Annotated in this window: 19 protein-coding genes and 1 tRNA gene; 11 read left to right on the top strand and 9 right to left on the bottom strand. The window is 67.9% G+C overall.

Annotated elements, in window-relative coordinates; translation table 11 throughout:
* Nucleotides 1-33: 33 nt before the first annotated feature.
* Both brxD and IU476_RS27860 read left to right on the top strand, forming a co-directional pair.
* A complete protein-coding gene (gene brxD, locus IU476_RS27865) occupies nucleotides 34-1,350 on the top strand; it encodes a BREX system ATP-binding protein BrxD (RefSeq protein ID WP_438944078.1) in 1,317 nt (438 codons plus the stop codon).
* The gene (locus IU476_RS27860; RefSeq protein WP_195105036.1) at nucleotides 1,347-3,491 is read left to right on the top strand and encodes a DEAD/DEAH box helicase; all 2,145 of its coding nucleotides are present in this window, start codon (nucleotides 1,347-1,349) and stop codon (nucleotides 3,489-3,491) included. Before brxD ends, IU476_RS27860 begins: the two co-directional genes overlap by 4 nt.
* A gap of 62 nt (nucleotides 3,492-3,553) precedes the next feature.
* Here the strand turns inward: IU476_RS27860 and IU476_RS27855 are convergent, their stop codons facing one another.
* Complete coding sequence (locus IU476_RS27855; protein WP_228824434.1) at nucleotides 3,554-4,018, bottom strand: AAA domain-containing protein; 465 nt, start codon at nucleotides 4,016-4,018, stop codon at nucleotides 3,554-3,556.
* Between the two features lie 146 nt (nucleotides 4,019-4,164).
* Here IU476_RS27855 and IU476_RS27850 point away from each other — a divergent pair, with 146 nt between their 5' ends.
* Nucleotides 4,165-4,950, top strand: coding sequence for a hypothetical protein (locus tag IU476_RS27850; protein ID WP_195105033.1), 786 nt, complete (start codon nucleotides 4,165-4,167; stop codon nucleotides 4,948-4,950).
* A 313-nt stretch (nucleotides 4,951-5,263) separates the two neighbouring features.
* Here the strand turns inward: IU476_RS27850 and IU476_RS27845 are convergent.
* The 4 genes from IU476_RS27845 to IU476_RS27830 form a co-directional block, all read right to left on the bottom strand.
* A tRNA-Val gene (locus IU476_RS27845) sits at nucleotides 5,264-5,335 on the bottom strand.
* A gap of 66 nt (nucleotides 5,336-5,401) precedes the next feature.
* Nucleotides 5,402-5,866 (bottom strand): peroxiredoxin, encoded by a 465-nt coding sequence (locus tag IU476_RS27840; protein ID WP_195105031.1) that lies wholly within the window; start codon nucleotides 5,864-5,866, stop codon nucleotides 5,402-5,404.
* A gap of 99 nt (nucleotides 5,867-5,965) precedes the next feature.
* Entirely contained in the window at nucleotides 5,966-6,388 is a 423-nt protein-coding gene (locus IU476_RS27835) for a DUF3052 domain-containing protein (RefSeq protein ID WP_195105030.1), read from the bottom strand.
* A gap of 141 nt (nucleotides 6,389-6,529) precedes the next feature.
* The gene (locus IU476_RS27830; RefSeq protein WP_324194362.1) at nucleotides 6,530-6,979 is read right to left on the bottom strand and encodes an Rv2240c family protein; all 450 of its coding nucleotides are present in this window, start codon (nucleotides 6,977-6,979) and stop codon (nucleotides 6,530-6,532) included.
* A gap of 333 nt (nucleotides 6,980-7,312) precedes the next feature.
* Here IU476_RS27830 and aceE point away from each other — a divergent pair, with 333 nt between their 5' ends.
* The 7 genes from aceE to IU476_RS27795 all read left to right on the top strand — a co-directional run bounded on the left by aceE (nucleotide 7,313) and on the right by IU476_RS27795 (nucleotide 16,239).
* The gene (aceE, locus tag IU476_RS27825; protein ID WP_195105025.1) at nucleotides 7,313-10,204 is read left to right on the top strand and encodes a pyruvate dehydrogenase (acetyl-transferring), homodimeric type; all 2,892 of its coding nucleotides are present in this window, start codon (nucleotides 7,313-7,315) and stop codon (nucleotides 10,202-10,204) included.
* A 77-nt stretch (nucleotides 10,205-10,281) separates the two neighbouring features.
* Nucleotides 10,282-11,580, top strand: a complete 1,299-nt coding sequence (locus IU476_RS27820) for a PucR family transcriptional regulator (RefSeq protein ID WP_195105171.1) — start codon at nucleotides 10,282-10,284, stop codon at nucleotides 11,578-11,580.
* A 127-nt stretch (nucleotides 11,581-11,707) separates the two neighbouring features.
* Nucleotides 11,708-12,622: an ACP S-malonyltransferase gene (locus tag IU476_RS27815; RefSeq protein WP_195105022.1), complete on the top strand. Its 915-nt coding sequence runs from the start codon at nucleotides 11,708-11,710 to the stop codon at nucleotides 12,620-12,622.
* 130 nt (nucleotides 12,623-12,752) lie between these two features.
* Complete coding sequence (gene acpM, locus IU476_RS27810; protein ID WP_187684323.1) at nucleotides 12,753-13,055, top strand: meromycolate extension acyl carrier protein AcpM; 303 nt, start codon at nucleotides 12,753-12,755, stop codon at nucleotides 13,053-13,055.
* Between the two features lie 12 nt (nucleotides 13,056-13,067).
* Nucleotides 13,068-14,318 (top strand): KasA/KasB family beta-ketoacyl-ACP synthase, encoded by a 1,251-nt coding sequence (locus IU476_RS27805; protein WP_195105020.1) that lies wholly within the window; start codon nucleotides 13,068-13,070, stop codon nucleotides 14,316-14,318.
* A gap of 130 nt (nucleotides 14,319-14,448) precedes the next feature.
* The gene (locus tag IU476_RS27800; RefSeq protein ID WP_195105018.1) at nucleotides 14,449-15,879 is read left to right on the top strand and encodes an acyl-CoA carboxylase subunit beta; all 1,431 of its coding nucleotides are present in this window, start codon (nucleotides 14,449-14,451) and stop codon (nucleotides 15,877-15,879) included.
* A gap of 123 nt (nucleotides 15,880-16,002) precedes the next feature.
* Nucleotides 16,003-16,239, top strand: a complete 237-nt coding sequence (locus IU476_RS27795; protein WP_195105016.1) for a hypothetical protein — start codon at nucleotides 16,003-16,005, stop codon at nucleotides 16,237-16,239.
* A 33-nt stretch (nucleotides 16,240-16,272) separates the two neighbouring features.
* Here IU476_RS27795 and IU476_RS27790 read toward each other — a convergent pair whose 3' ends face one another.
* Together IU476_RS27790 and IU476_RS27785 are read right to left on the bottom strand one after the other, a co-directional pair.
* A complete protein-coding gene (locus tag IU476_RS27790; protein WP_195105014.1) occupies nucleotides 16,273-16,806 on the bottom strand; it encodes a DUF3145 domain-containing protein in 534 nt (177 codons plus the stop codon).
* Nucleotides 16,807-16,900: 94 nt separating this feature from the next.
* Nucleotides 16,901-17,734 (bottom strand): serine hydrolase domain-containing protein, encoded by an 834-nt coding sequence (locus tag IU476_RS27785; RefSeq protein WP_195105012.1) that lies wholly within the window; start codon nucleotides 17,732-17,734, stop codon nucleotides 16,901-16,903.
* A 294-nt stretch (nucleotides 17,735-18,028) separates the two neighbouring features.
* On the opposite strand from IU476_RS27785, the gene IU476_RS27780 reads away from it, so the two are divergent.
* A complete protein-coding gene (locus IU476_RS27780; RefSeq protein WP_195105010.1) occupies nucleotides 18,029-19,219 on the top strand; it encodes a serine hydrolase domain-containing protein in 1,191 nt (396 codons plus the stop codon).
* A 30-nt stretch (nucleotides 19,220-19,249) separates the two neighbouring features.
* On the opposite strand, the gene IU476_RS27775 is transcribed toward IU476_RS27780, so the two are convergent.
* Together IU476_RS27775 and IU476_RS27770 are read right to left on the bottom strand one after the other, a co-directional pair.
* Nucleotides 19,250-19,831, bottom strand: a complete 582-nt coding sequence (locus IU476_RS27775) for a DinB family protein (RefSeq protein ID WP_195105008.1) — start codon at nucleotides 19,829-19,831, stop codon at nucleotides 19,250-19,252.
* Nucleotides 19,832-19,910: 79 nt separating this feature from the next.
* Nucleotides 19,911-20,960: a phosphotransferase family protein gene (locus tag IU476_RS27770; RefSeq protein ID WP_438944079.1), complete on the bottom strand. Its 1,050-nt coding sequence runs from the start codon at nucleotides 20,958-20,960 to the stop codon at nucleotides 19,911-19,913.
* Nucleotides 20,961-21,074 lie beyond the last annotated feature (114 nt).

The raw sequence follows: 21,074 nt of genomic DNA, 5'->3' as shown, positions 1-21,074 counted from the left end.
TCGTGTGTGCAGATGGCATGCGACACTTGGCATGTGAGTAACGTGCAGCCCCTGCCCGTGAGCACGGTCCGGCGGCGCCTGGTGATCGACGCACTGCGTCGCGGCGCCGTACCCGAGGCAGGGCTCGACTTGCTCGCCACCGGGCTGGACCGCTTCGACACGACGGTCGACGCCGAACTCGACACCGTGGTTTCCGGCGGATCGGTGTTCAAGGCAGTGCGCGGCGAGTACGGCTCCGGCAAGACGTTCTTCGCGCGGTGGCTGGCCGAAAGCGCGAAGCGTCGAAACTTCGCCGTCTCCGAGATCCAGATCTCCGAAACCGAAACTCCGCTACACAAGCTGGAGACGGTGTACCGGCGGCTGACCGAACGGCTCACCACCGCCAGCTTCCCACCCAGTGCCCTCCGCCAGGTGGTGGACGCCTGGTTCTACACCCTCGAGGAGGATGCGCTTGCGGACGGTGCCTCCGACACCGGGCTGCCGACCGCGGTGGAGCAGCTCATGACGGCGCGCCTTTCCGAAGTGTCCAGGCACGCACCATCTTTCGCGGCCGCACTGCGCGGCTATCGCAAGGCCACTCTGGACGGCGACGAATCGACCGCCGCTGCCGTACTGGCGTGGCTGGGCGGGCAACCGAACGTCGCCGCCGCGGCGCGGCGGGCCGCGGGGATCCGCGGCGACCTGGACCATTTCGGTGCGCTCGGCTTCCTGCAGGGGCTCCTGGTCGTGCTCCGCGACAGCGGGCACCGTGGGCTGCTGGTGGTTCTGGACGAGGTCGAAACGCTGCAGCGGGTGCGGTCGGATGCCCGCGACAAGGCCCTCAACGCGCTGCGCCAGCTCATCGACGAGGTGCACTCGGGGCGTTTCCCCGGTCTCTATCTCCTGATCACCGGGACGCCCGCCTTCTACGACGGCCAGCAGGGCGTCCAGCGGCTGGCGCCGTTGGCGCAGCGGCTGGCCACCGACTTCACCACCGATCCCCGCTTCGACAACCCACGCGCGGTGCAGCTCCGACTGCCGGGCTTCACGCTCGAGTCCTTGATCCGATTGGGGATTACCATCCGCGACCTGTACGCGGACGACTCCGATGACGGTGACCGGATTCGAGCGGTCGCCGACGATTCGTACGTCGGTGACCTCGCGAAGGCGGTGGGCGGCGCGCTGGGCGGCAAGGTCGGTGTGGCGCCGCGGTTGTTCCTGAAGAAATTGGTCGGCGATGTCCTCGACCGTGTCGATCAGTACCCCGATTTCGATCCACGGCAGCACTATCGGCTGACGGTGACCCAGACCGAGCTGACCGCCGCCGAGCGAAACCTCACCAGCGCCGATGAGATCGATCTGGAACTGTGATCGAGCGTAGTGACGGAACCGATCCGATCGATCGGCTCGACTCTGTCGTACTCCATCACATTGTCAATACGCTGGGCTGGCGTGATCTGCGTCCGTTGCAGAACGCAGCGATCGATCCGCTGCTCGCGGGCAACGATGCCGTACTGCTCGCCCCGACCGCCGGTGGCAAAACCGAGGCGGCCTGCTTCCCACTGCTCACCTCCATGGCACAACAGGACTGGCACGGGGTTTCGGTGCTGTATCTGTGTCCGCTCAAGGCACTGCTGAACAGCCTCGTCACCCGGATCGATGGCTACGCCCGATGGCTCGGTCGCCGCGCCGCACTGTGGCACGGCGATATCAGCGAATCACAGCGCAATAGCATCCGTCGCGAACCCCCCGACATTCTGCTCACCACACCGGAAGCGCTGGAGGCCATGCTGATCGGAGTCAAGACCGATCACCGCGCTCTGCTCGGCGGTGTCCGCGTGGTGGTCGTCGACGAGGTGCACGCGTTCGCCGGTGACGATCGCGGCTGGCACCTGCTGGCGGTACTGGAACGCCTGCAGCGAGTGACCGGACAACCGATCCAGCGTGTCGGACTCTCGGCGACCGTCGGCAATCCGGACGAGTTGCTGGCCTGGCTGCAGGGCTCGGGGGCCGGGATCCGCCCGGGCCGGATCGTCGCGCCGGATCTGAACACAGCGAAAACCGTAGCATCACAACATGTTTCACCGGGCCCACCATCGGTCGAGGTCGAACTGGACTATGTCGGCTCGCTCGACAATGCCGCCAAGGTGATCGCTACCTTGCATCGCGGTGAAAAGCGGCTCGTGTTCTGCGATTCGCGCAGCCAGGTCGAGGAGCTCGGAGCGGCGCTGCGAGCCCGGGGAACCACGGTCTTCCTTTCGCACGCGTCATTGTCCGCTGACGAACGCCGCCGCGCCGAACAAGCATTTGCCGAGGCTCGCGATACGGTCATCGTCGCTACCTCCACCCTCGAATTGGGCATCGACGTCGGTGACCTGGATCGGGTTATCCAGATCGACTCTCCCGGCACCGTCGCATCCTTCCTGCAGCGCATCGGCCGCACCGGCCGACGATCCGGCAGCACACGCAACTGTCTATTCCTCACCACCAGTGACGATTTCCTACTACAAGCCGCCGGGCTGCTGCTGCTTTGGGGACGAGGCTGGGTGGAACCGGTCGCTGCCCCACCGGAACCTCGGCATCTGGTCGCTCAGCAGATCCTCGCCGTGGCCCTGCAACAGGGGACCATCGGCGACAGAATCTGGGCACAGGAATGGAACGGCCTGTCTCCATTCGACCGTTCCGGGGAGCCCATCCTGCGACATCTGCGGAACGTCGGCTTCCTCGAGGACGACCAAGGATTGCTCTTCATCGGCCCAGAAGCCGAAAAGCGCTTCGGGCGAAGGAATTTCCTCGAGCTCACCGCTGCATTTACTGCTCCGCCGCAGTTCACTGTGCTCGTCGGCCGACACGAGATCGGCCAAACCGACGCGTCACTCCTAACCGAGGATCGCCCAGGGCCACGTGTGCTACTACTGGCCGGGCGCAGCTGGCGCATCACCTACGTCGACTGGAAACGCCGCCGCCTCTTTGTCGAACCAGCCAGTGGAGTTGGCGTTGCTAAATGGGCGTCTTCGGGTCTGCGAGGCCTGTCCTACGCCCTGACACGCGCCATGCGTGAAGTTGTTCTCGGGGCAGACCCACCGGTGTCGCTGACTCGCCGAGCGGTTACCGCCCTCGCCAGTCAACGCCACAAACGTGCTGGCACGGTAACAACGGACGCAACAGTCATCGACCGTGGTGAAAGGAACGTCCGCTGGTGGACATGGGCCGGCTATCGAGCCAACGCAACCTTGGCACACACCCTTGCTCCGATCAGCGAACCTGACCAGCGACCAACGGATCTCGCTATCCGACTCCGCTCTGATCTGACGCCGGAGATGTGGCGTGCAACCGTCACCGGCACCAGCCTGGTGCTTCCCAAAGTGGATCCTCGTGCCGTCAACGGACTGAAGTTCGCCGCCTTGCTGCCGGATCACCTCGCCGCGGCCACAGTCGCCGCGCGCCTGGCGGATCTGAATGGCGCGCAGGAAGCACTCGAGGAGCGAATACTTCTCCGCATCACGCCGTGATGTTGTGTGCCTACTCCGTGTTACCACCTCAGGTCTCCACCGCGCAGATCTCGGCCAATTGCTCACTCGAGCGCGATCCAGCCCACCGGCGGCTCGGTGGGTCCAAAGTCGGGATGCCCGGCCAGATCTGAGAAGAACCGGCGCTTCGACCACGCCTCGAAGTTGCCGATCACAATAAGGCGTCGTCGGGCACGGCTGACCGCGACATTGAGCAGCTTCGGGCATGTGGATGCCCAGTCGCGGGATCCGTTCTGGGAATCCTGCGTCCCTAGGACGAGGACGACAATGTCGGCTTCTTTGCCTTGGGTGGTGTGGACCGTGCCCAACCGGCTGTAGGGCAGCCGGTCCTTGGCCACCCTCAGCAGGCCCGACTTGACCTCACGGAATGGACTGATGGCGAAGACAGCCCGGGCCATCCGATCGCGTAGTTCGGCTTCCAGCGGATCATCTTGATAGGCGCCTTCCGACCGTGTCGCCCAATCGGGCGGAATATCGGCGGCAAGCTCCTCGTGGAGAAGGCCGCGCAACTGAGCCTCGATCAGATCGAGTGTGCGATTGCGCGATGCGCAGATTGTCAGCTTCCTCCCCCGGTCTGCAGTACCGTAGAGATCGACGAGGTTGCGCGGCGATGAGAAGGGGAGCCCATGGCCGAACCGATCGCACCGGAACGGCCATGACCGGACAGGCCGACCTGGAAGAGCCCTCCTGGGCGAGGTCAACCTGGCGTGAGCGTCGTACCGCTCGCAAAGCCCAACGGCAACGCGAGCGTGAATCTGCACGCCTCGAACAACAGCGACAGCGGACACAAGCCCAAGCCGCGCAGCAGCATGCCGCACAGATGGCTCGGTGGCAGTTCGAGCACGACGAGTTGTCGGCGTTGCTGCAAGCCGCCGAGTATGCCACCCGGCACACCGGGGGCGCCGAATACGGTGTCCTGCTGAAAAAGGGAGAAACGGCGCTGTGGGCCGTCGAATCCGTTGCCCTGATCGAGCCTCGCCGACATCCTGGTACCTACACTCGTGGATACTCCGGAGTCAGTGTCCGCATCGCCAGGGGTGTCCGGTACCACGTCGGCGGTTCCCGCGGACGCTACATCCCGGGCCCCGAACTACAAACACCGATCGACAGCGGCCAGGCCGTGATCACCACCTCTCGCGTCATCTTCAAGGGATTCCAGAAGACCCGCGAATGGCATTTCAGCAAGCTCCTCGGTATCGACACCAGCCCAGCCGGGGACGCCGTGCTGCTACACGTCTCGAACCGCCAAAAGGTCTCCGGACTTGTCCTTTACAACCTCGTACCAGCATTCGAAGCATTCCTCGGCACCGCGATCGCTATCTCCCAGAACGGCGCCGAAGCCGTTGTGCAAGAACTCGATTCGAGCTTGGCCGCACATTTGCGGCATCGTCCGCCATTTCCGCCCGGTTCGATCGTCGCGCAGGAACTGCCGTCCTGGTGAGCTTCCGTCCAGATCGACCGACTCCAGCGCACCGAGCAAGGTCCGGACTCCGCAACACGAGCGTGAGCCTCATGCTCGCTCTCGGCATCCCGCCACACATCGTCGCGGCCTGGCACGGCCATGACCCGGCCGTGTCGTTGTCCATCTACAGCGACGCACAGCCCGAAGATCTCCAGGCAGCCGGCGCCGCGCTCTTCCGATGACATGAGAAACGCCCGCGACGGCTTGGCACACTGGCGGCACACTGGCACCAATTGCGGCCCCGAACGTCGTGAGCGTAAGCGCAAAAGGCCTCTGGCCTGGACTGATCGAGTGGGCGCAGAGGGGTTCGAACCCCCGACCGCTGGTGTGTAAAACCAGTGCTCTACCACTGAGCTATACGCCCGAGTCCGCGCCCGCCGGGAAGTGCGGGACGGAGGTGCTGGGATTGCCGGGAAGCAAGTGCAGCGGGTTACGAATCTAACGCAGCGAGTGCTTTCTCCCAAGCTGCCTGGTCACGGGGCTCGCCGGGGCCGTTCATTTCGGCGAAGCGGATGATGCCGTCCTTGTCGACTACGAAGGTGCCGCGGTTGGCGAAGCCGGACTTGTCGTTGAAGACGCCGTAGGTCTGGGCGACGGCGCCGTGCGGCCAGAAGTCGGAGAGGAGGGGGAAGGTGTAGCCCTGTTCCGCCGCCCAGATCTTGTGGGTGGGCGGCGGACCGACGGAGATCGCGAGGATCTCGGCGTTGTCGTTCTGGAACTTCGGCAGCTCGTCCCGGACCTTGCACAGCTCGCCCTGGCAGATACCGGTGAACGCCAGCGGGTAGAACACGATGAGGACGTTCTTGTGCCCGCGGTAGGTGGACAGGCTCACGTCCTGGTTGTTCTGGTCCTTCAGCGTGAAATCCGGTGCGACCGTGCCCTCTTCGAGCGGCATGCGCAGTCCTCCTGTGTTCGATGGCGGCGTCCACGAGCCCGACGTGGCGCACAGGCGGGCAGCACGGCCCCACCCCCACAACCTTAATCGAGCGGGCCGTCAGCGCTGCTTCGAGGGCGTCTTGGGCTGCATCAGTTTGGTTCCGGTCCAATCCCCCAGGCTCACCGGCGTGGTCGAGGTCAGGCCCGCGGTGGGGGCCGACTCGGCGATCTCGCTCGGGTCGACGTGGCCGGGCTGGCCGGTCTTGGGTGTCAGCACCCAGATCACGCCGTCGTCGGACAGCGGGCTGATGGCGTCCATCAGCTCGTCGGCGAGGTCGCCGTCACCGTCTCGCCACCACAGCACGACGGCGTCGACCACCTCGTCGGTGTCCTCGTCGACCATCTCGGAGCCGAGCACCTCCTCGATGTCCGCCCGCAGGCCGTCGTCGGTGTCATCGTCCCAGCCCAGTTCTTGAACCACCATTCCGTGTGAGATGCCAAGCTTCTGAGCGTTGTTCTGCGCGTCCGCCGCGGCGACCACGGTGGTGTCCTCCTCAACTGCCGACAATAGATACGTGCAAGCGAACATGGTTATCGGCCGCAGCGCAAGCCGATCCGGCCGAATACCTTCCGAAATGTCGCGGAGGAAACACCATCGCCCCAGGTCGGACCGGTACGCCGGTCAGCGGGTCGGGCACGCATTTCGCACCGTGTTCAGCGCGTCGTTGACCCGCTTGCTGGCGTCGTTGAGCGGTCCGACGGGCGCCGTGTAGGTCATCTTGCGCGATTCCTCCGCCAGCCCGCGCGCCGCCACCACGTAGTCGGTGAACTTCTGCGCCAGGTCCGCCGGTAGCGCGTCGCCGGATGCCGTCACGCGGCTCTCGACGGTGCGCGCCGCGTTCTCCAGCGTCTCCGCCGCGGCGTCGCGTTTGGCGTCCTGGTCCGGCGCGTTGGCGTCGTGCGCGTCGACGAACTCGTTGTACTTCGTCACCGCGACCCCGGACAGGTCGCGGAACGGGCTGCAGTTCTCGGTGACCGCCTTGTCCTGCGCGGCCGCCCGGGCCGAGGAGGTCGCCGCGGCCGACGACGCCGCCATCTCGGTCCGAAACGCCGCGGCGTCCGCCTCGTTCACCGTGGCGGTACCGTGGACCGAGCTAGAGCAACCGGCTACTACCAGTCCGGTGCCGACCGCTAGGGTCGCGCACGCCAACCCGAACCCGCGTGGGTTCAGCAGTTTCATCTTCCTCCCCGCTTCTCGACCTCGGCGGTGTTGATGGGCGGTGCACGTGCCCCGCAGTTGCCTGGAGAACGGTACTGGATTTCCGGCTGACATGATGACCTGGGACGCATCATCGACAAGGATGTGAGATGCGCCCCACCGTGAGGCACGGATAGCCCGCCGACCAGCGAGGCATCCGGGGTTAGAGCCATCAGCTTGTCCACCCCTGTACGAGGAGCTTTGATTTTGACAGACGTGATGCACCCGAAGTCGTCGAGTTCCACCGCCAACGGCGCTGCCGCCGACGCGCAGTCGACGCCCGCGCGACCGGCCGGTGCCCGTGTGCGCGTGATCCGCGAGGGGGTGGCCTCGTACCTACCGGACATCGATCCGGAGGAGACCGGCGAATGGCTGGAGTCCTTCGACGAGATGCTCGACCGCGAGGGCCCGGGCCGGGCGCGCTACCTGATGCTGCGCCTGCTCGAGCGCGCCGGCGAGCGGCATGTCACCATTCCCGCGCTGACCTCCACCGACTACGTCAACACCATTCCCACCGAGAACGAGCCCTGGTTCCCCGGCGACGAGGAGGTGGAGCGCCGCTACCGCGCCTGGATCCGCTGGAACGCCGCGGTCATGGTGCACCGCGCGCAGCGGCCGGGAATCGGTGTGGGCGGCCACATCTCGACCTACGCGTCGTCGGCGGCGATGTACGAGGTCGGGTTCAACCACTTCTTCCGCGGCAAGGACCACCCGGGCGGCGGCGACCAGATCTTCATCCAGGGCCACGCCTCCCCCGGCGTCTACGCCCGCGCGTTCCTCGAGGGCCGGCTGACGGAGGACCAGCTCGACGGGTTCCGCCAGGAGTACAGCCACGGCGGTCCGGGGCGCGGGCTGTCGTCGTACCCGCACCCGCGCCTGATGCCGGACTTCTGGGAATTCCCCACGGTCTCCATGGGTTTGGGCCCGATGAACGCCATCTACCAGGCCCGGTTCAACCACTACCTGCACGACCGCGGCATCAAGGACACCTCGGATCAGCACGTCTGGGCGTTCCTGGGCGACGGCGAGATGGACGAGCCGGAGTCGCGCGGCCTGATCCAGGTGGCGGCCAACGAGGCGCTGGACAACCTGACCTTCGTCATCAACTGCAACCTGCAGCGCCTGGACGGCCCGGTGCGCGGCAACGGCAAGATCATTCAGGAGCTGGAGTCGTTCTTCCGCGGCGCCGGCTGGAACGTCATCAAGGTCATCTGGGGCCGCGAGTGGGACGCGCTGCTGAGCGCCGACCGCGACGGCGCCCTGGTGAATCTGATGAACTCCACCCCCGACGGCGACTACCAGACCTACAAGGCCAACGACGGCGCCTACGTGCGCGAGCACTTCTTCGGCCGCGACCCGCGCACCAAGGAACTCGTGAAAGGCCTGTCGGACCAGCAGATCTGGAACCTCAAGCGCGGCGGCCACGACTACCGCAAGATCTACGCGGCCTACGCCGCGGCGCTGGCGCACCAGGGCCAGCCGACGGTCATCCTGGCCAAGACCATCAAGGGCTACGGCCTGGGCAAGCACTTCGAGGCCCGCAACGCCACGCACCAGATGAAGAAGATGACGCTGGAGGACCTGAAGGCGTTCCGCGACGTACAGCGCATCCCGATCAGCGACGAGCAGCTCGAGGCCGACCCCTACCTGCCGCCCTACTACCACCCCGGCAAGGACGATCCGGCCATCGCGTACATGATGGACCGCCGCCGCGCCCTGGGCGGTTTCCTGCCCGAGCGGCGTACTGCGGCAAAGCCTCTGCAACTGCCCGGCGACGAGCCGTACCGCTCGGTGCGCAAGGGTTCGGGCAAGCAGAACGTGGCGACCACGATGGCGTTCGTGCGGCTGATGAAGGAACTGCTGCGCGACAAGGAGATCGGCAAGCGGATCGTGCCGATCATCCCCGACGAGGCCCGCACCTTCGGCATGGACTCGTGGTTCCCTTCGTTGAAGATCTACAACCGCAACGGGCAGTTGTACACGTCGGTCGACGCGGAATTGATGCTTGCCTACAAAGAGAGTCAAGTGGGGCAGATTCTGCACGAGGGCATCAACGAGGCCGGCTCGACCGCGTCCTACACCGCGGTGGGCACCTCCTACGCCACCCACGGCGAGCCGATGATCCCGCTCTACATCTTCTACTCGATGTTCGGCTTCCAGCGCACCGGCGACGGACTGTGGGCTGCCGCAGATCAATTGGCGCGCGGTTTCATCCTCGGAGCAACCGCCGGGCGAACCACGCTGACCGGTGAGGGCCTGCAGCACAACGACGGTCACTCGCTGCTGCTGGCGTCCACCAACCCGGCCTTCGTGGCCTACGATCCGGCCTTCTCCTTCGAGATCGCCCACATCGTGCGCGACGGCCTGCGCCGGATGTACGGCGGCGGCACGCCCGCCCCGGAGTCGACCGTGCTGCCGGGCACCCACCCGCGGATGGCGAACGACACCTTCGGCGGCGAGAACATCAACTACTACATCACCATGTACAACGAGCCCTACCCGCAGCCGGCCGAGCCGGACGACCTCGACGTCGAGGGTCTGCTCAAGGGCATCTACCTGTACAAGGCCGGCGGCGAGGGCGCGGTGCGGGCGCAGATCCTGGTGTCGGGCGTGACCGTGCCCGACGGCCTGCGCGCGCAGGAGCTGCTGGCCGCGGAGTGGGGCGTGCAGGCCGACGTGTGGTCGGTGACCTCGTTCAGCGAACTGCGCAAGGAGGCGGTCGCCAAGGAGATCGCCGCGCTGCGCGACCCGAACACCGATCCGGGCATTCCCTATGTGACACAGGCGCTCTCGCGGGCCGAGGGTCCGTTCGTCGCCGCCTCGGACTGGCTGCGCGCGGTGCAGGACCAGATCCGCAAGTGGGTCCCCGGCGACTACGTCACCCTCGGCACCGACGGCTTCGGTTTCTCCGACACCCGCCCGGCGGCGCGCCGAGTGTTCAACGTGGATGCCCAGTCGATCGCGGTCGCGGCGCTGCAGGCCCTCGCCCGCGCGGGCAAGGTCGACAAGGCCAAGGTCACCGAGGCCGCGGCGCGCTACCGCATCGGCGACGTGGACGCCGCGGAGAAGTCGACCAGCACCGAAGAACAACTGGCGTGAGCGGTACAGGGCGCGGCGGCACGGCCGCCGCAGGAGAGTATTGAGTAGTGGAACGTAAACCGCCGCGGCCGCGCCGGATCACCGACACGTCCTCGCAGAACGAGGTATATCTGCCGACCGGCGCGCTGTCGCCGTACCAGCAGACCCGCGACCCGCTGCCCGACACCCTGCTCAAGCGGGTGAAGCAGTTCTCCGGCCGGCTGTCCACCGAGGCGATCGCGTCGATGGAGGACCGGTTGCCGTTCTTCGGCGACCTGGACGCCGCGCAGCGGGCGGGCGTGCAGATGCTGGTGCAGACCGCGGTGGTGAACTTCCTGGAGTGGTTGCAGGACCCGGAGAGCGACATCCGGTTCAGCCTGGACGCCTTCCAGGTGATCCCGCAGGATCTGGCGCGGCGGCTGACGCTGCGCCAGACGGTGGACATGGTCCGGGTGGCCATGGAGTTCTTCGAGCAGTGGCTGCCGGCGCTGGCCCGCAACGACCGGCAGCTGGTGGCGCTGACCGAGGCGGTGCTGCGCTACGGCCGCGAACTCGGTTTCGCCGCCGCCTCGGTGTACGCCAGCGCCGCCGAATCCCGCGGCGCCTGGGACACCCGGCTGGAGGCGCTGGTCGTCGACGCCGTTGTGCGCGGTGACACCGGGCCCGAAATGCTCTCGCGCGCGGCCACTTTGAACTGGGACGCCACCGCGCCGGCGACGGTGCTGGTGGGCACGCCCCCCAGCGACCAGGTGACCGTCGTCGGTTCGGTGCACACCCTGGCCGCCCGGCACGGGCGCGCGGCCTTGGCGGTGATCCAGGGCTCGCGGCTGGTCATGGTGGTCAGCGGCAACCTCGGCGACATCGGCTATCCCTCCCCCTTCCTGGTGGATCTGCTGGCCGAGTCGTTCTCCGACGGGCCGGTGGTGATCGGGCCGACCACCCGCACGCTGTCGGCCGCGCACGTCAGCGCGGTCGAGGCGATGGCCGGCATGGAGGCGGTGGTGGGCTGGCGCGGGGCGCCGCGCCCGGTGCACGCCTCCGAACTGCTACCCGAGCGAGCGCTGCTGGGGGATCGCGCTGCGGTCGAGGCTCTCAACGAGTATGTTGTGCTACCGTTGGCCGCCGCCGGGTCGGCCCTCGCCGACACCCTGGATGCCTATCTCGATTGCGGTGGAGCCGTCGAGACGTGTGCCCGCCAGCTGTTCGTTCATCCAAATACGGTCCGCTATCGGCTCAAGCGCATCGCCGACATCACGGGCCGGGATCCGATGAATCCGCGGGACGCGTACGTGCTCCGGATCGCCGCCACAGTAGGTCGTCTGACACGAACTCGTAACGAATCGCCTACTTCTGTCCCAGAAGCCTCTTCGGGCACCTTTTACGAGGATGGGGTGTAACGCCTCCCGCGAGCCGGTCGATCCCGACGACCCACATGGTGTTTTGTGGGGTCCACACAAAACGGATCGACAAGCTTCATCGGCGTCGACATCTCGCAAGTGGCACTCCACGGTGTTTTGTAGAGGCGTGATCGCGTTGTACGCCCCTGGACAGGGCTCCCAGACACCAGGAATGCTCGCGCCGTGGCTCGACCTTCCCGGCGCGCGTGACCGCCTCGAACTGTGGTCCAAGGCCTCGGGCCTGGACCTGGTGCAGCTCGGCACCACCGCCACGGCGGACGAGATCAAGGACACGGCGGTGACGCAGCCGCTCGTGGTCGCCGCGGCGCTGCTCGCCTACGCGGAGATCTCGGACGACCGTGTCCCGGCGGACACGATCGTCGCCGGCCACTCGGTCGGCGAGTTCGCCGCCGCGGCCATCGCCGGGGTCATCACCCCGGACGAGGCCGTGACGCTGTCCGCCATCCGCGGCGCCGAGATGGCCAAGGCGTGCGCCCTCGAGCCGACGGGCATGTCCGCCGTGCTCGGCGGCGACGAGGCCGCCGTGCTCGCCCGGCTCGCCGAACTCGACCTCGTGCCGGCCAACCGCAACGCGGTCGGCCAGATCGTGGCGGCCGGCCGGCTGGACGCGCTGGCGGAACTGGCGGCCGCTCCGCCGGAGAAGGCGCGCATCCGCGCGCTGCCCGTCGCGGGCGCGTTCCACACGGCGTTCATGGCTCCGGCGCAGGACGCTGTGGCCGAGGCCATCGCCCAGATCAGCCCGGGCGAGCCGACCCGGACGCTGCTGTCGAACTTCGACGGCAAGCCGGTCGCCTCCGGCCGTGACGCCGTCGACAAACTCGCCGCGCAGGTCACCCGACCCGTACGCTGGGACCTGTGCACCGAGACGGTGCGCGCGGCAGGTGTTTCCGCGGTGGCCGAGCTGCCACCGGCCGGAACCCTGGTGGGCATCGCCAAGCGGGAGCTCAAGGGCACCCCGAATCTGGCGCTGAAGACCCCCGAAGATATCCCCGCGTTGGCCGAACTGTCGGCAAACGGTTAGCTTTCCTCGCGGTGCGCAACGATGCGGCCGCGAACGCGACGAACGGAAACGCCCGGTCGTCTCGTGTCGAAGAAGAAAACAGACCGAAACCAATCGGACCCCCCGAGAGTAATAAGAAGGGAGCCACCAAGTGGCCGCTCTGACCCAGGAACAGATCGTCGAAGAGCTCGGCAAGATCATCGAAGAGGTGACCGGCATCGAGCCCTCCGAGGTGACGATCGAGAAGTCCTTCGTCGACGACCTGGACATCGACTCGCTGTCGATGGTCGAGATCGCGGTGCAGACCGAGGACAAGTACGGCGTGAAGATCCCCGACGAGGATCTCGCCAGCCTCAAGACCGTCGGTGACGCGGTCAACTACATCCAGAAGCTCGAGGCCGAGAACGCCGACGCGGCCGAGGAGCTCAAGGCCAAGTTCGGCCAGGGCGAGTAAGGGCCCGATACCGTGACCACTCCTTCCACCTTGAACGGGAGCTTTCCCAACGTCGTCGTCACGAGCCTGGCGGCGGCCACGTCGATCGCCGGCGACGTCGATACGACGTGGAAGGGTCTCCTCAACGGCGAGAGCGGCATCGACGTTCTCGACGGGGACTTCATCGAGGAGTACCAGCTCCCGGTCCGCATCGGCGGCCGGATCAAGCTCAACCTCGAGGACGAGATCCCGCGCGTCGAGCGTCGGCGCATGTCCTACGTCGAACAGCTGGCGTTCGCCCTCGGCAAGAAAGTCTGGGAGAACGCCGGCGCTCCGGAGGTCGACAAGGAGCGTCTCGGCGTCGCCATCGGCACCGGCCTCGGCGGCGGCGACGCGCTCATCGACTCGGTCGACAAGCTGAAGAACGGTGGCTACCGCAAGATCTCGCCGCTGGCAGTTCAGATGGTCATGCCGAACGGGCCGTCCGCCGTGGTGGGTCTGGAACTGCAGGCCCGGGCGGGAGTGGTCACACCGGTCTCGGCGTGTTCGTCGGGTTCGGAAGCCATCGCGAACGCGTGGCGGATGATCGTCATGGGAGACGCCGACATGGTCGTCACCGGCGGCGTCGAGGGTTACATCGACGCGGTGCCGATCGCGGCGTTCTCCATGATGCGGGCGATGAGCACGCGCAACGACGATCCGAAGGCCGCCTCGCGCCCGTTCGACAAGGACCGCGACGGCTTCGTCTTCGGTGAGGCCGGTGCGCTGATGGTCATCGAGACCGAGGAGCACGCCAAGGCGCGCGGGGCCACCATCCACGCGCGGCTGCTGGGTGCGGGCATCACCTCCGACGGTTTCCACCTGGTCGCACCGGACCCCTCCGGCGACGGCGCGGCGCGGGCCATGCAGCGCGCGATGCGCAGCGCCGGACTGTCCCCGCAGGACATCACCCACATCAACGCGCACGCGACCGCCACCCCGATCGGTGACACGGCGGAAGCGAACGCGATCAGCAAGGCCGTGGGCAAGCACGCCTCGGTCTACGCACCCAAGTCCGCCCTGGGCCACTCGATCGGCGCGGTCGGCGCCCTCGAGTCGGTACTCACCGTGCTCAGCATCCGGGACGGCATCGTGCCGCCCACGCTGAACCTGGAGAACCAGGACCCGGAGATCGACCTGGATGTCGTGCACGGCGAGGCCCGCCGGCAGGAGATCGAGTACGCGATCAACAACTCCTTCGGTTTCGGTGGGCACAATGTGGCGCTCGCCTTCGGCCGGTACTGAGTAGCACCGGTCAATTCCACAGCGGCCCCGGTGGGGATTCCAGCGACGGACAACCCGTGCGGAATCCCCACCGCGGCAACCACATTCGCAGCCGCGTCAGCGACTCCAGTTCACTCGAGGAGAGAACGCGATGACCATCATGGCCCCCGCCGCGGCGGACGCCACCACCGATCCCCGTGATCCGCTGGGTCGGTTGCAGCGCTTCTTCGATCCCGGAACCGTCCTCCCCCTCCACCCCCGCGACAAGTCCGGCGTGCTGGCCGCCATCGGCGAGGTCGACGGTGTGCGCACCGTCGCCTACTGCTCGGATGCCACCGTCATGGGCGGCGCCATGGGTGTCGAGGGCTGCAAGCACATCGTCGACGCGATCGATACCGCGATCGACTCCAAGATCCCCGTCGTCGGCATCTGGCATTCCGGTGGCGCCCGTCTCGCCGAGGGTGTCGAGGCGCTGCACGCGGTCGGCACCGTTTTCGAGGCCATGGTCCGGGCGTCGGGCCTGGTACCCCAGATCTCCGTCGTGGTCGGCTTCGCCGCCGGCGGCGCCGCCTACGGCCCCGCGCTCACCGACGTCGTGATCATGGCCCCCGAGGGCCGCATCTTCGTCACCGGCCCCGACGTGGTGCGCTCGGTGACCGGCGAGAACGTCGACATGGCGACCCTGGGCGGCCCGGTCACGCACGGCAAGAAGTCCGGCGTCTGCCACATCGTCGCCGACGACGAGGACGACGCCATGCACCGCGGCCGCAAGCTGGTGTCGATGTTCGCCGAACAGGGCGAGTTCGACCTGGTCGCCGCCGAGCACGGCGACGTCGACCTCAAGGCGATGCTGCCGGAGTCGGCCAAGCGCGCCTACGACGTCAAGCCCGTCCTGCACGAACTGCTCGACAATGTCGACGGCGAGTCCTCGTTCGAGGAGCTGCAGGGCGGCTACGCGCGCAGCATCGTCACCGGTCTGGGTCGTCTCGGCGGCCGCACCGTGGGTGTGCTCGCGAACAACCCGCTGCGCATGGGCGGCTGCCTCACCTCCGAGAGTGCCGAGAAGGCAGCGCGTTTCGTGCGGCTGTGCAACTCCTTCGGCATTCCGCTGGTGGTCGTCACCGATGTGCCCGGCTACCTGCCCGGTGTCGGCATGGAGTGGGAGGGCGTGGTGCGCCGCGGCGCCAAGCTGCTGCACGCCTTCGCCGAGGCCCAGGTCCCGCGCGTCACCCTGGTGACCCGCAAGATCTACGGCGGCGCCTACATCGCCATGAACGCCCGCTCGCTCGGCGCGACGGCGGTGTACGCCTGGCCGGAGTCCGAGGTGGCTGTCATGGGCGCCAAGGCCGCGGTCGGCATCCTGCACAAGAAGGCCATCGCCAAGGCTCCGGAGGAGGAGCGCGAGGCGCTGATCGAGCGGCTCACCGCCGAGCACGAGGCCATCGCCGGCGGCGTCGGCCGGGCGCTCGCCATCGGCGTCGTGGACGAGGTCATCGACCCCGCCAAGACCCGCTCCACCCTCGCCGCCGCCTTGGCCTCCGCGCCGGCGAAGCCGAGCAACAACAAGAACATCCCGCTGTAAGCGGTTGTGGCACAAGGGCGGGCGGTCCGGAGCGATCCGGGCCGCCCGTCGCCGCGCCGCGGGCACCGCGCGCGCGTAGGCTGCGAGGCGTCCGTACACCACGGCACCATCGAGGGGGACCGCATGGACGCCGAACAACAGCTCGCCGAGATGCGCACCGACCTGCTCGCCGCGCACGACGCCCTGGAACAGGCGCACGACGACTACCGCCGCCTCCACGACGACTACGTCCTCATGCAGTACGAGCAGATCGCCATCCGGCACGAGGTCATCGAACTCGAACATCTGGTGCGCGAGAAGATGCGCGCCATGGCCGAGGAGTTGCGCCTGCTGCGCGGCGACGGCCCGCCGGAGCCCTGATCCCCGGACAGGGACTCCGTGCCGCCCGTGCGCTCAGCCGACGTCGCGGCGTAGCCAGGTGACCTCGGCGCCCTCGCCGCCCCAGCGGAAGGGTTCCAGTTCGTCGTCCCACGGGGTGCCGAGGGCGTGGTCGATCTCGGCGGCGATCTCCGCCGGGGTGTGGCGGCCGCGCTCGCGCGCGACCCGCACTATTTCCCGCAGGCGATTTTCCCCCACCATCACATCGCCGTTGGCGCCCGTGGCACCGCGCCACAGGCCCAGTCCGGGGGCGAAACTGTAGCGTTCGCCGTCGACGCCTTCACTGGGATCCTCGGTGACTTCGAAACGCAGCACCGGCCACGCTCGCAAAGCCGTAGCAATCCTCGATCCCGTGCCGACCGGACCCACCCAGTCGGTGGTGGCGCGCAGCTGTCCGGGCGCGGCCGGCTGCGATGTCCAGCGCAATTTCGCGGGCGCCTTCAACGTCGAGGAGAGACTCCACTCGATGTGCGGGCACAGCGCCGCCGGCGACGCATGGATGTACACGACACCAGCCGTCGCGTCAGCGAACTGATTCGATGCGCGCACCTGTACCTCCAGCTTCGACGTGGGACGTCTTCCCCAACATCCCGTCGAGCCGGTGCGTTGCCCGAGTTTACTGGAGTGCCCGAAGTTACGGGTGTTACTTTTCGGCCGTGTCGCGTGACGACTGTATTTCCGCGATCACCGCGTCGCTGAGGGTCGGCCACACCGCCCGCGCCCAGTCCCCGAAGTTTTCGTCGCTGAGCGCCACACAGGCCAGCCGGAGGTCCGGATCCACCCACAGGAAGGTGCCGGACTGCCCGAAGTGGCCGTAGGTGCGCGGCGAGTTGGCGGCACCGGTCCAATGCGGAGTTTTATGGTCCCGGATCTCGAATCCCAGACCCCAATCATTGGGTCGCTGCGAGCCGTAACCGGGAAGCACCCCATTGCGTTCGCGAAATTGCACCTCGGTGGCCTCGGCGAGCGTTTGCGGCGAAAGCAAGGTGGGCTCCAGCAACTCTCCGGCGAAACGCAGCGTGTCGTGCAGCGAGGAGCGGGCCGCGTGGCCGGCCGAACCGGTCAGCACCGACGATTTCATTTCGAGCGGTTCGAATACTGCCTCGTGCAGATATTCGGCGAAGGCGATTCCCGTCTGATCGGCGACGAACTGCGCGAGTACCTCGAATCCGGAGCTGGAGTAGATGCGCCGCTCGCCCGGTTCGGCCATGATCACGTTGGTGTCGAAGGCCAGGCCGGAGGTGTGCGCCAGCAGGTGGCGCACCGTCGAGCCCGGCGGGCCCGCGGGCTGGTCCAGTTCGATGGCGCCCTCCTCGACGGCCACCAGAACGGCATACGCCACAAGGGGTTTGGTCACGGAGGCGAGCGCGAAGACGCGCTCGCCGTCGCCCTCCGCCCCGACCACGCCGCGGGCGGTCACCACGCCCGCCGCGGCATGCCGAACCGGCCACTCCCGAATCTGCTCCAGCGCTCGCACGCGCACGAGCCTACGACTCCCCTCCGCCGCCCTCGCATCGGGATGGACGTCCCCGGTCCGCCGATCGCCCGGCGCGTCACTCGCTCGCATCTACCGACGGCGGGTGCCCGTTCTCACGCCCTTCGCCTCGTCTCGTCACCTGGGCGAACTCGGCGGCGAGCGCGTCGAAGAGTCTGCGCCACAGCGCTACTCGTGCCGAAACACCGCCGAGGCCCACAGCCGTCGGATGTTCGGCCCGGAAGGCTCCGCACCACGAACAGGAGCGCCCGCCCGCCTCGGTAGGATCGGCGGATCATGAGTGAGTCGCCTACCGTGCACGGAGTCGTGGAGCCCGGTTTCGAGCCCGTGGCGGATGCCTTCCGGCGCAACTTCGCCCGGCACGGCGAGATCGGGGCCGCGGTGGCGGTGTACGCCGGGAGCCGGCCGGTGGTCGATCTGTGGGCGGGGTTCCGGGATCGGCGGCGGAGCGTGCCGTGGGAGCGCGACACGATGGCGCCGGTGTTCTCCTCCACGAAAGGCATGGCCGCCTTCGTGATCGCGGCCGCCGTCTCGCGCGGCGTGCTCGACTACGAGCAGCCGGTGTCCCGCTACTGGCCCGAATTCGGCGCGCACGGCAAGGAATCGGTGACGGTGCGGGAGCTGATCGACCACCGGGCCGGGCTGCCGGTGCTCGACCGGGTGGTGCGTCTGCGCGACATGGCCGACCAGGACGGTCTCGCCGCGGTTCTCGCCGCGCAGCAACCGATCTGGCGGACCGGCGCCCGCCACGGCTACCACCCCATCACCGCGGGCCTCTACCAGGGCGAGCTGATCCGCCGGACCGACCCGCGGCGGCGCAGCCTCGGCCGCGTCTTCGCCGAGGAGTTCGCGCGGCCGCTGGGCCTGGACTTCTTCATCGGCCTGCCCGCGGACGAACCGCTCGACCGGGTCGCCACGCTGTCGGCCACCACCGGGCTGGATGTGCTGCGCTACGAGCGAGAGTTGCCGTGGCGCATCGGCATTCAGCTGTACACCAAACGCGGGCTGACGTACCGGGCCCTGAGCAGTCCCCGCACCGGCGCACCGCACCGGGCCGCGAGCCGGGAGTTCCTCGGCGTGGAGAGCCCGGGCGCGGGCGGCGTCGGCACCGCCCGCGCGCTGGCCCGGGTGTACGGGGCCGCGGCCGCCCGCACCGGCGAACTGCCCGTCGACACCGCGCTGCTGGACCGCATCGCCGCGGCCGACACCCCCGACGACATCCCGGCCGCCGACCTGGTTCTGCACACCCACAGCCGCTATCACCTCGGCTTCCGAAAGTCCTGCGACGCTTTCCGTTTCGGCACCGACGACCGCGCCTTCGGCACCACCGGCTACGGCGGCTCCTGCGGCTTCGCGGACCCCGCCACCGGTCTCGGCTTCGGCTACGTCATGAACCGCCTCGGCACCGCCGTCCTCGACGACCCCCGAGCCCGCAACCTCCACCGAGCCCTGCTCCGCTGCACCTGATCGCCCACCCCGAACCGCTCGGGAGAAGGGTCAGGCTCGGACGTCGTGGAGGTGGTGGACGAGGTCGTGGGCGAAGTAGCGGGACATGGAATCGATGGTGAAATCGGAGCCGTTGCTGCGGCGGGCGGCGCGCGAGCGAGCCGACGGGGGCACGGATTCGTATGCGCGGGAGGCGGTTTCGACGGCGGCCGCGAGTTCGGCTGCCACTATGGCCGGGTCCTGGGTGCCGTAGCGCGCGGCGTCGGCGGTGGCGTCCTGATCCCAGTTGGCGAACATCGGCACGCCCGACTCGTCCACGGTCACCGTGCGGTCGTAGGCGGGGATCACCGGGCCGGGCGCGGCTGCGGTTCCCGCCGAGGCGATGTCGAGGCGATGGGTGAAGATGCGGCACACGTCGCGCACGTGCGCCGCGTACTCCAGCGGTGACCAGGTGGCGTCGTCCGGCCGCACCGCGACGCCCGGCCGCTCCAGCACGACGGCGAACCGCGCGGCCGCCTCCCGCACCAGCCCGGGAACCTGCTCGAAACCGGTCGCGGGACCGTCGAAGCCACACTCCGGACAGGCCTTCGCCAGCACCCAGGTCCAGTCTTTGTCATCGGGAACGATCGCCATGCCCGCCAACCTATCCTGGCGGGATCTCACGTTCCACGGAGATACCGCCACATCACGCCGAGATGCGGTCGCGGCACTGTCACTCCATCAATCCCCGGGCCATGTCGAACAGCTCGAGGGTGATGGCGTGCAGGAAATCACCGACCTGCTTGGGCGCCTTGCCCGCGAAGGCGCGGGCGTGCGTGCCCTCCAGCACGATGCCGAGCTTGAAGCAGGCCAGCACGGTGTACCAGGTGACATCGCTCAGATCGCGATCGGAGAACCGGCCGTAGTGCGCGATCATCTCGGCCGGCTTGGGCAGCCCGCCGACCTCGCCGAGCTTGCCGACCAGCGCGCCCTTCGTGGTGCCGGGCTCGGGGCGGGTCGCGATCTGCCAGCCGAGGTCCAGCAGCGGGTCGCCGATCGTGGACATCTCCCAGTCCACCAGCGCCGCCACCTGCGGCCCGTCGTAGGAGAACATGATGTTGGCCAGGTGGCAGTCGCCGTGCAGGATGCCGGGCCGCCAGTCGGTGGGCCGGTTGCGGTCCAGCCAGTCACCGACCTGCTGGACGCCCGGGATCTCCGGACCCGGGTAGCCGTCGTTGGCACTGTAGGACTCGAGCTCACCCAGCCAGCGCGACACCTGCCGATCCAGGAACCCCTCGGGCTTGCCGTAGTCGGACAGCCCCAGCGCCTGATAGTCGAGCGAGCCGAGCCGCGCGATCGCCTCCACCGCCGACAGGCCCATCTGCCGCCGGACCTCGGGGTCACCCGCGTGCAGGGCGGGCAGCTCGGTCTGCGGATTGAACCCGGTCACCGGCTCCATCAGATAGAAGACCGCGCCGAGCACCGACTCGTCGGGACAGGCCGCGATCACCTCGGGCGCGCGCACCCCGGTGCCGGTCAGCGCGCCGAGCAGCCGGGCCTCGCGCCGGATCACGTCGTTGCTCTTGGGACGCAGGTGCTTCGGGCCGCGGCGCAGCACATAGTCGCGGCCGCCGCGGGTGAATCGCAGCATGATGTTCTGGGTGCCGCCGCCCAGCGACGTCACGTCCTCGAACTCACCGCCGGGCAGGCCCTGCTCATCCATCCATTTTCCGACGATGGCGAAGTCGACGACGTCACGATCCACTTCGGCCGGTTGCACCACAGACATGCCCCACATTGTGCACGAGCCACCCCGGGCAACTGAAGGCATCCGCCATCAATGCGGTGTGCGGGCGGTTCACCGGTACCCGATACGGTGACTGCATGAGCACGACCC

It is taken from the genome of Nocardia blacklockiae (genome assembly GCF_015477355.1).
In the GTDB taxonomy this organism is placed as follows: domain Bacteria; phylum Actinomycetota; class Actinomycetes; order Mycobacteriales; family Mycobacteriaceae; genus Nocardia; species Nocardia blacklockiae.
Note: the sequence above shows the minus strand (reverse complement) of the source record. Positions and strands in the feature narration are given on the sequence as shown.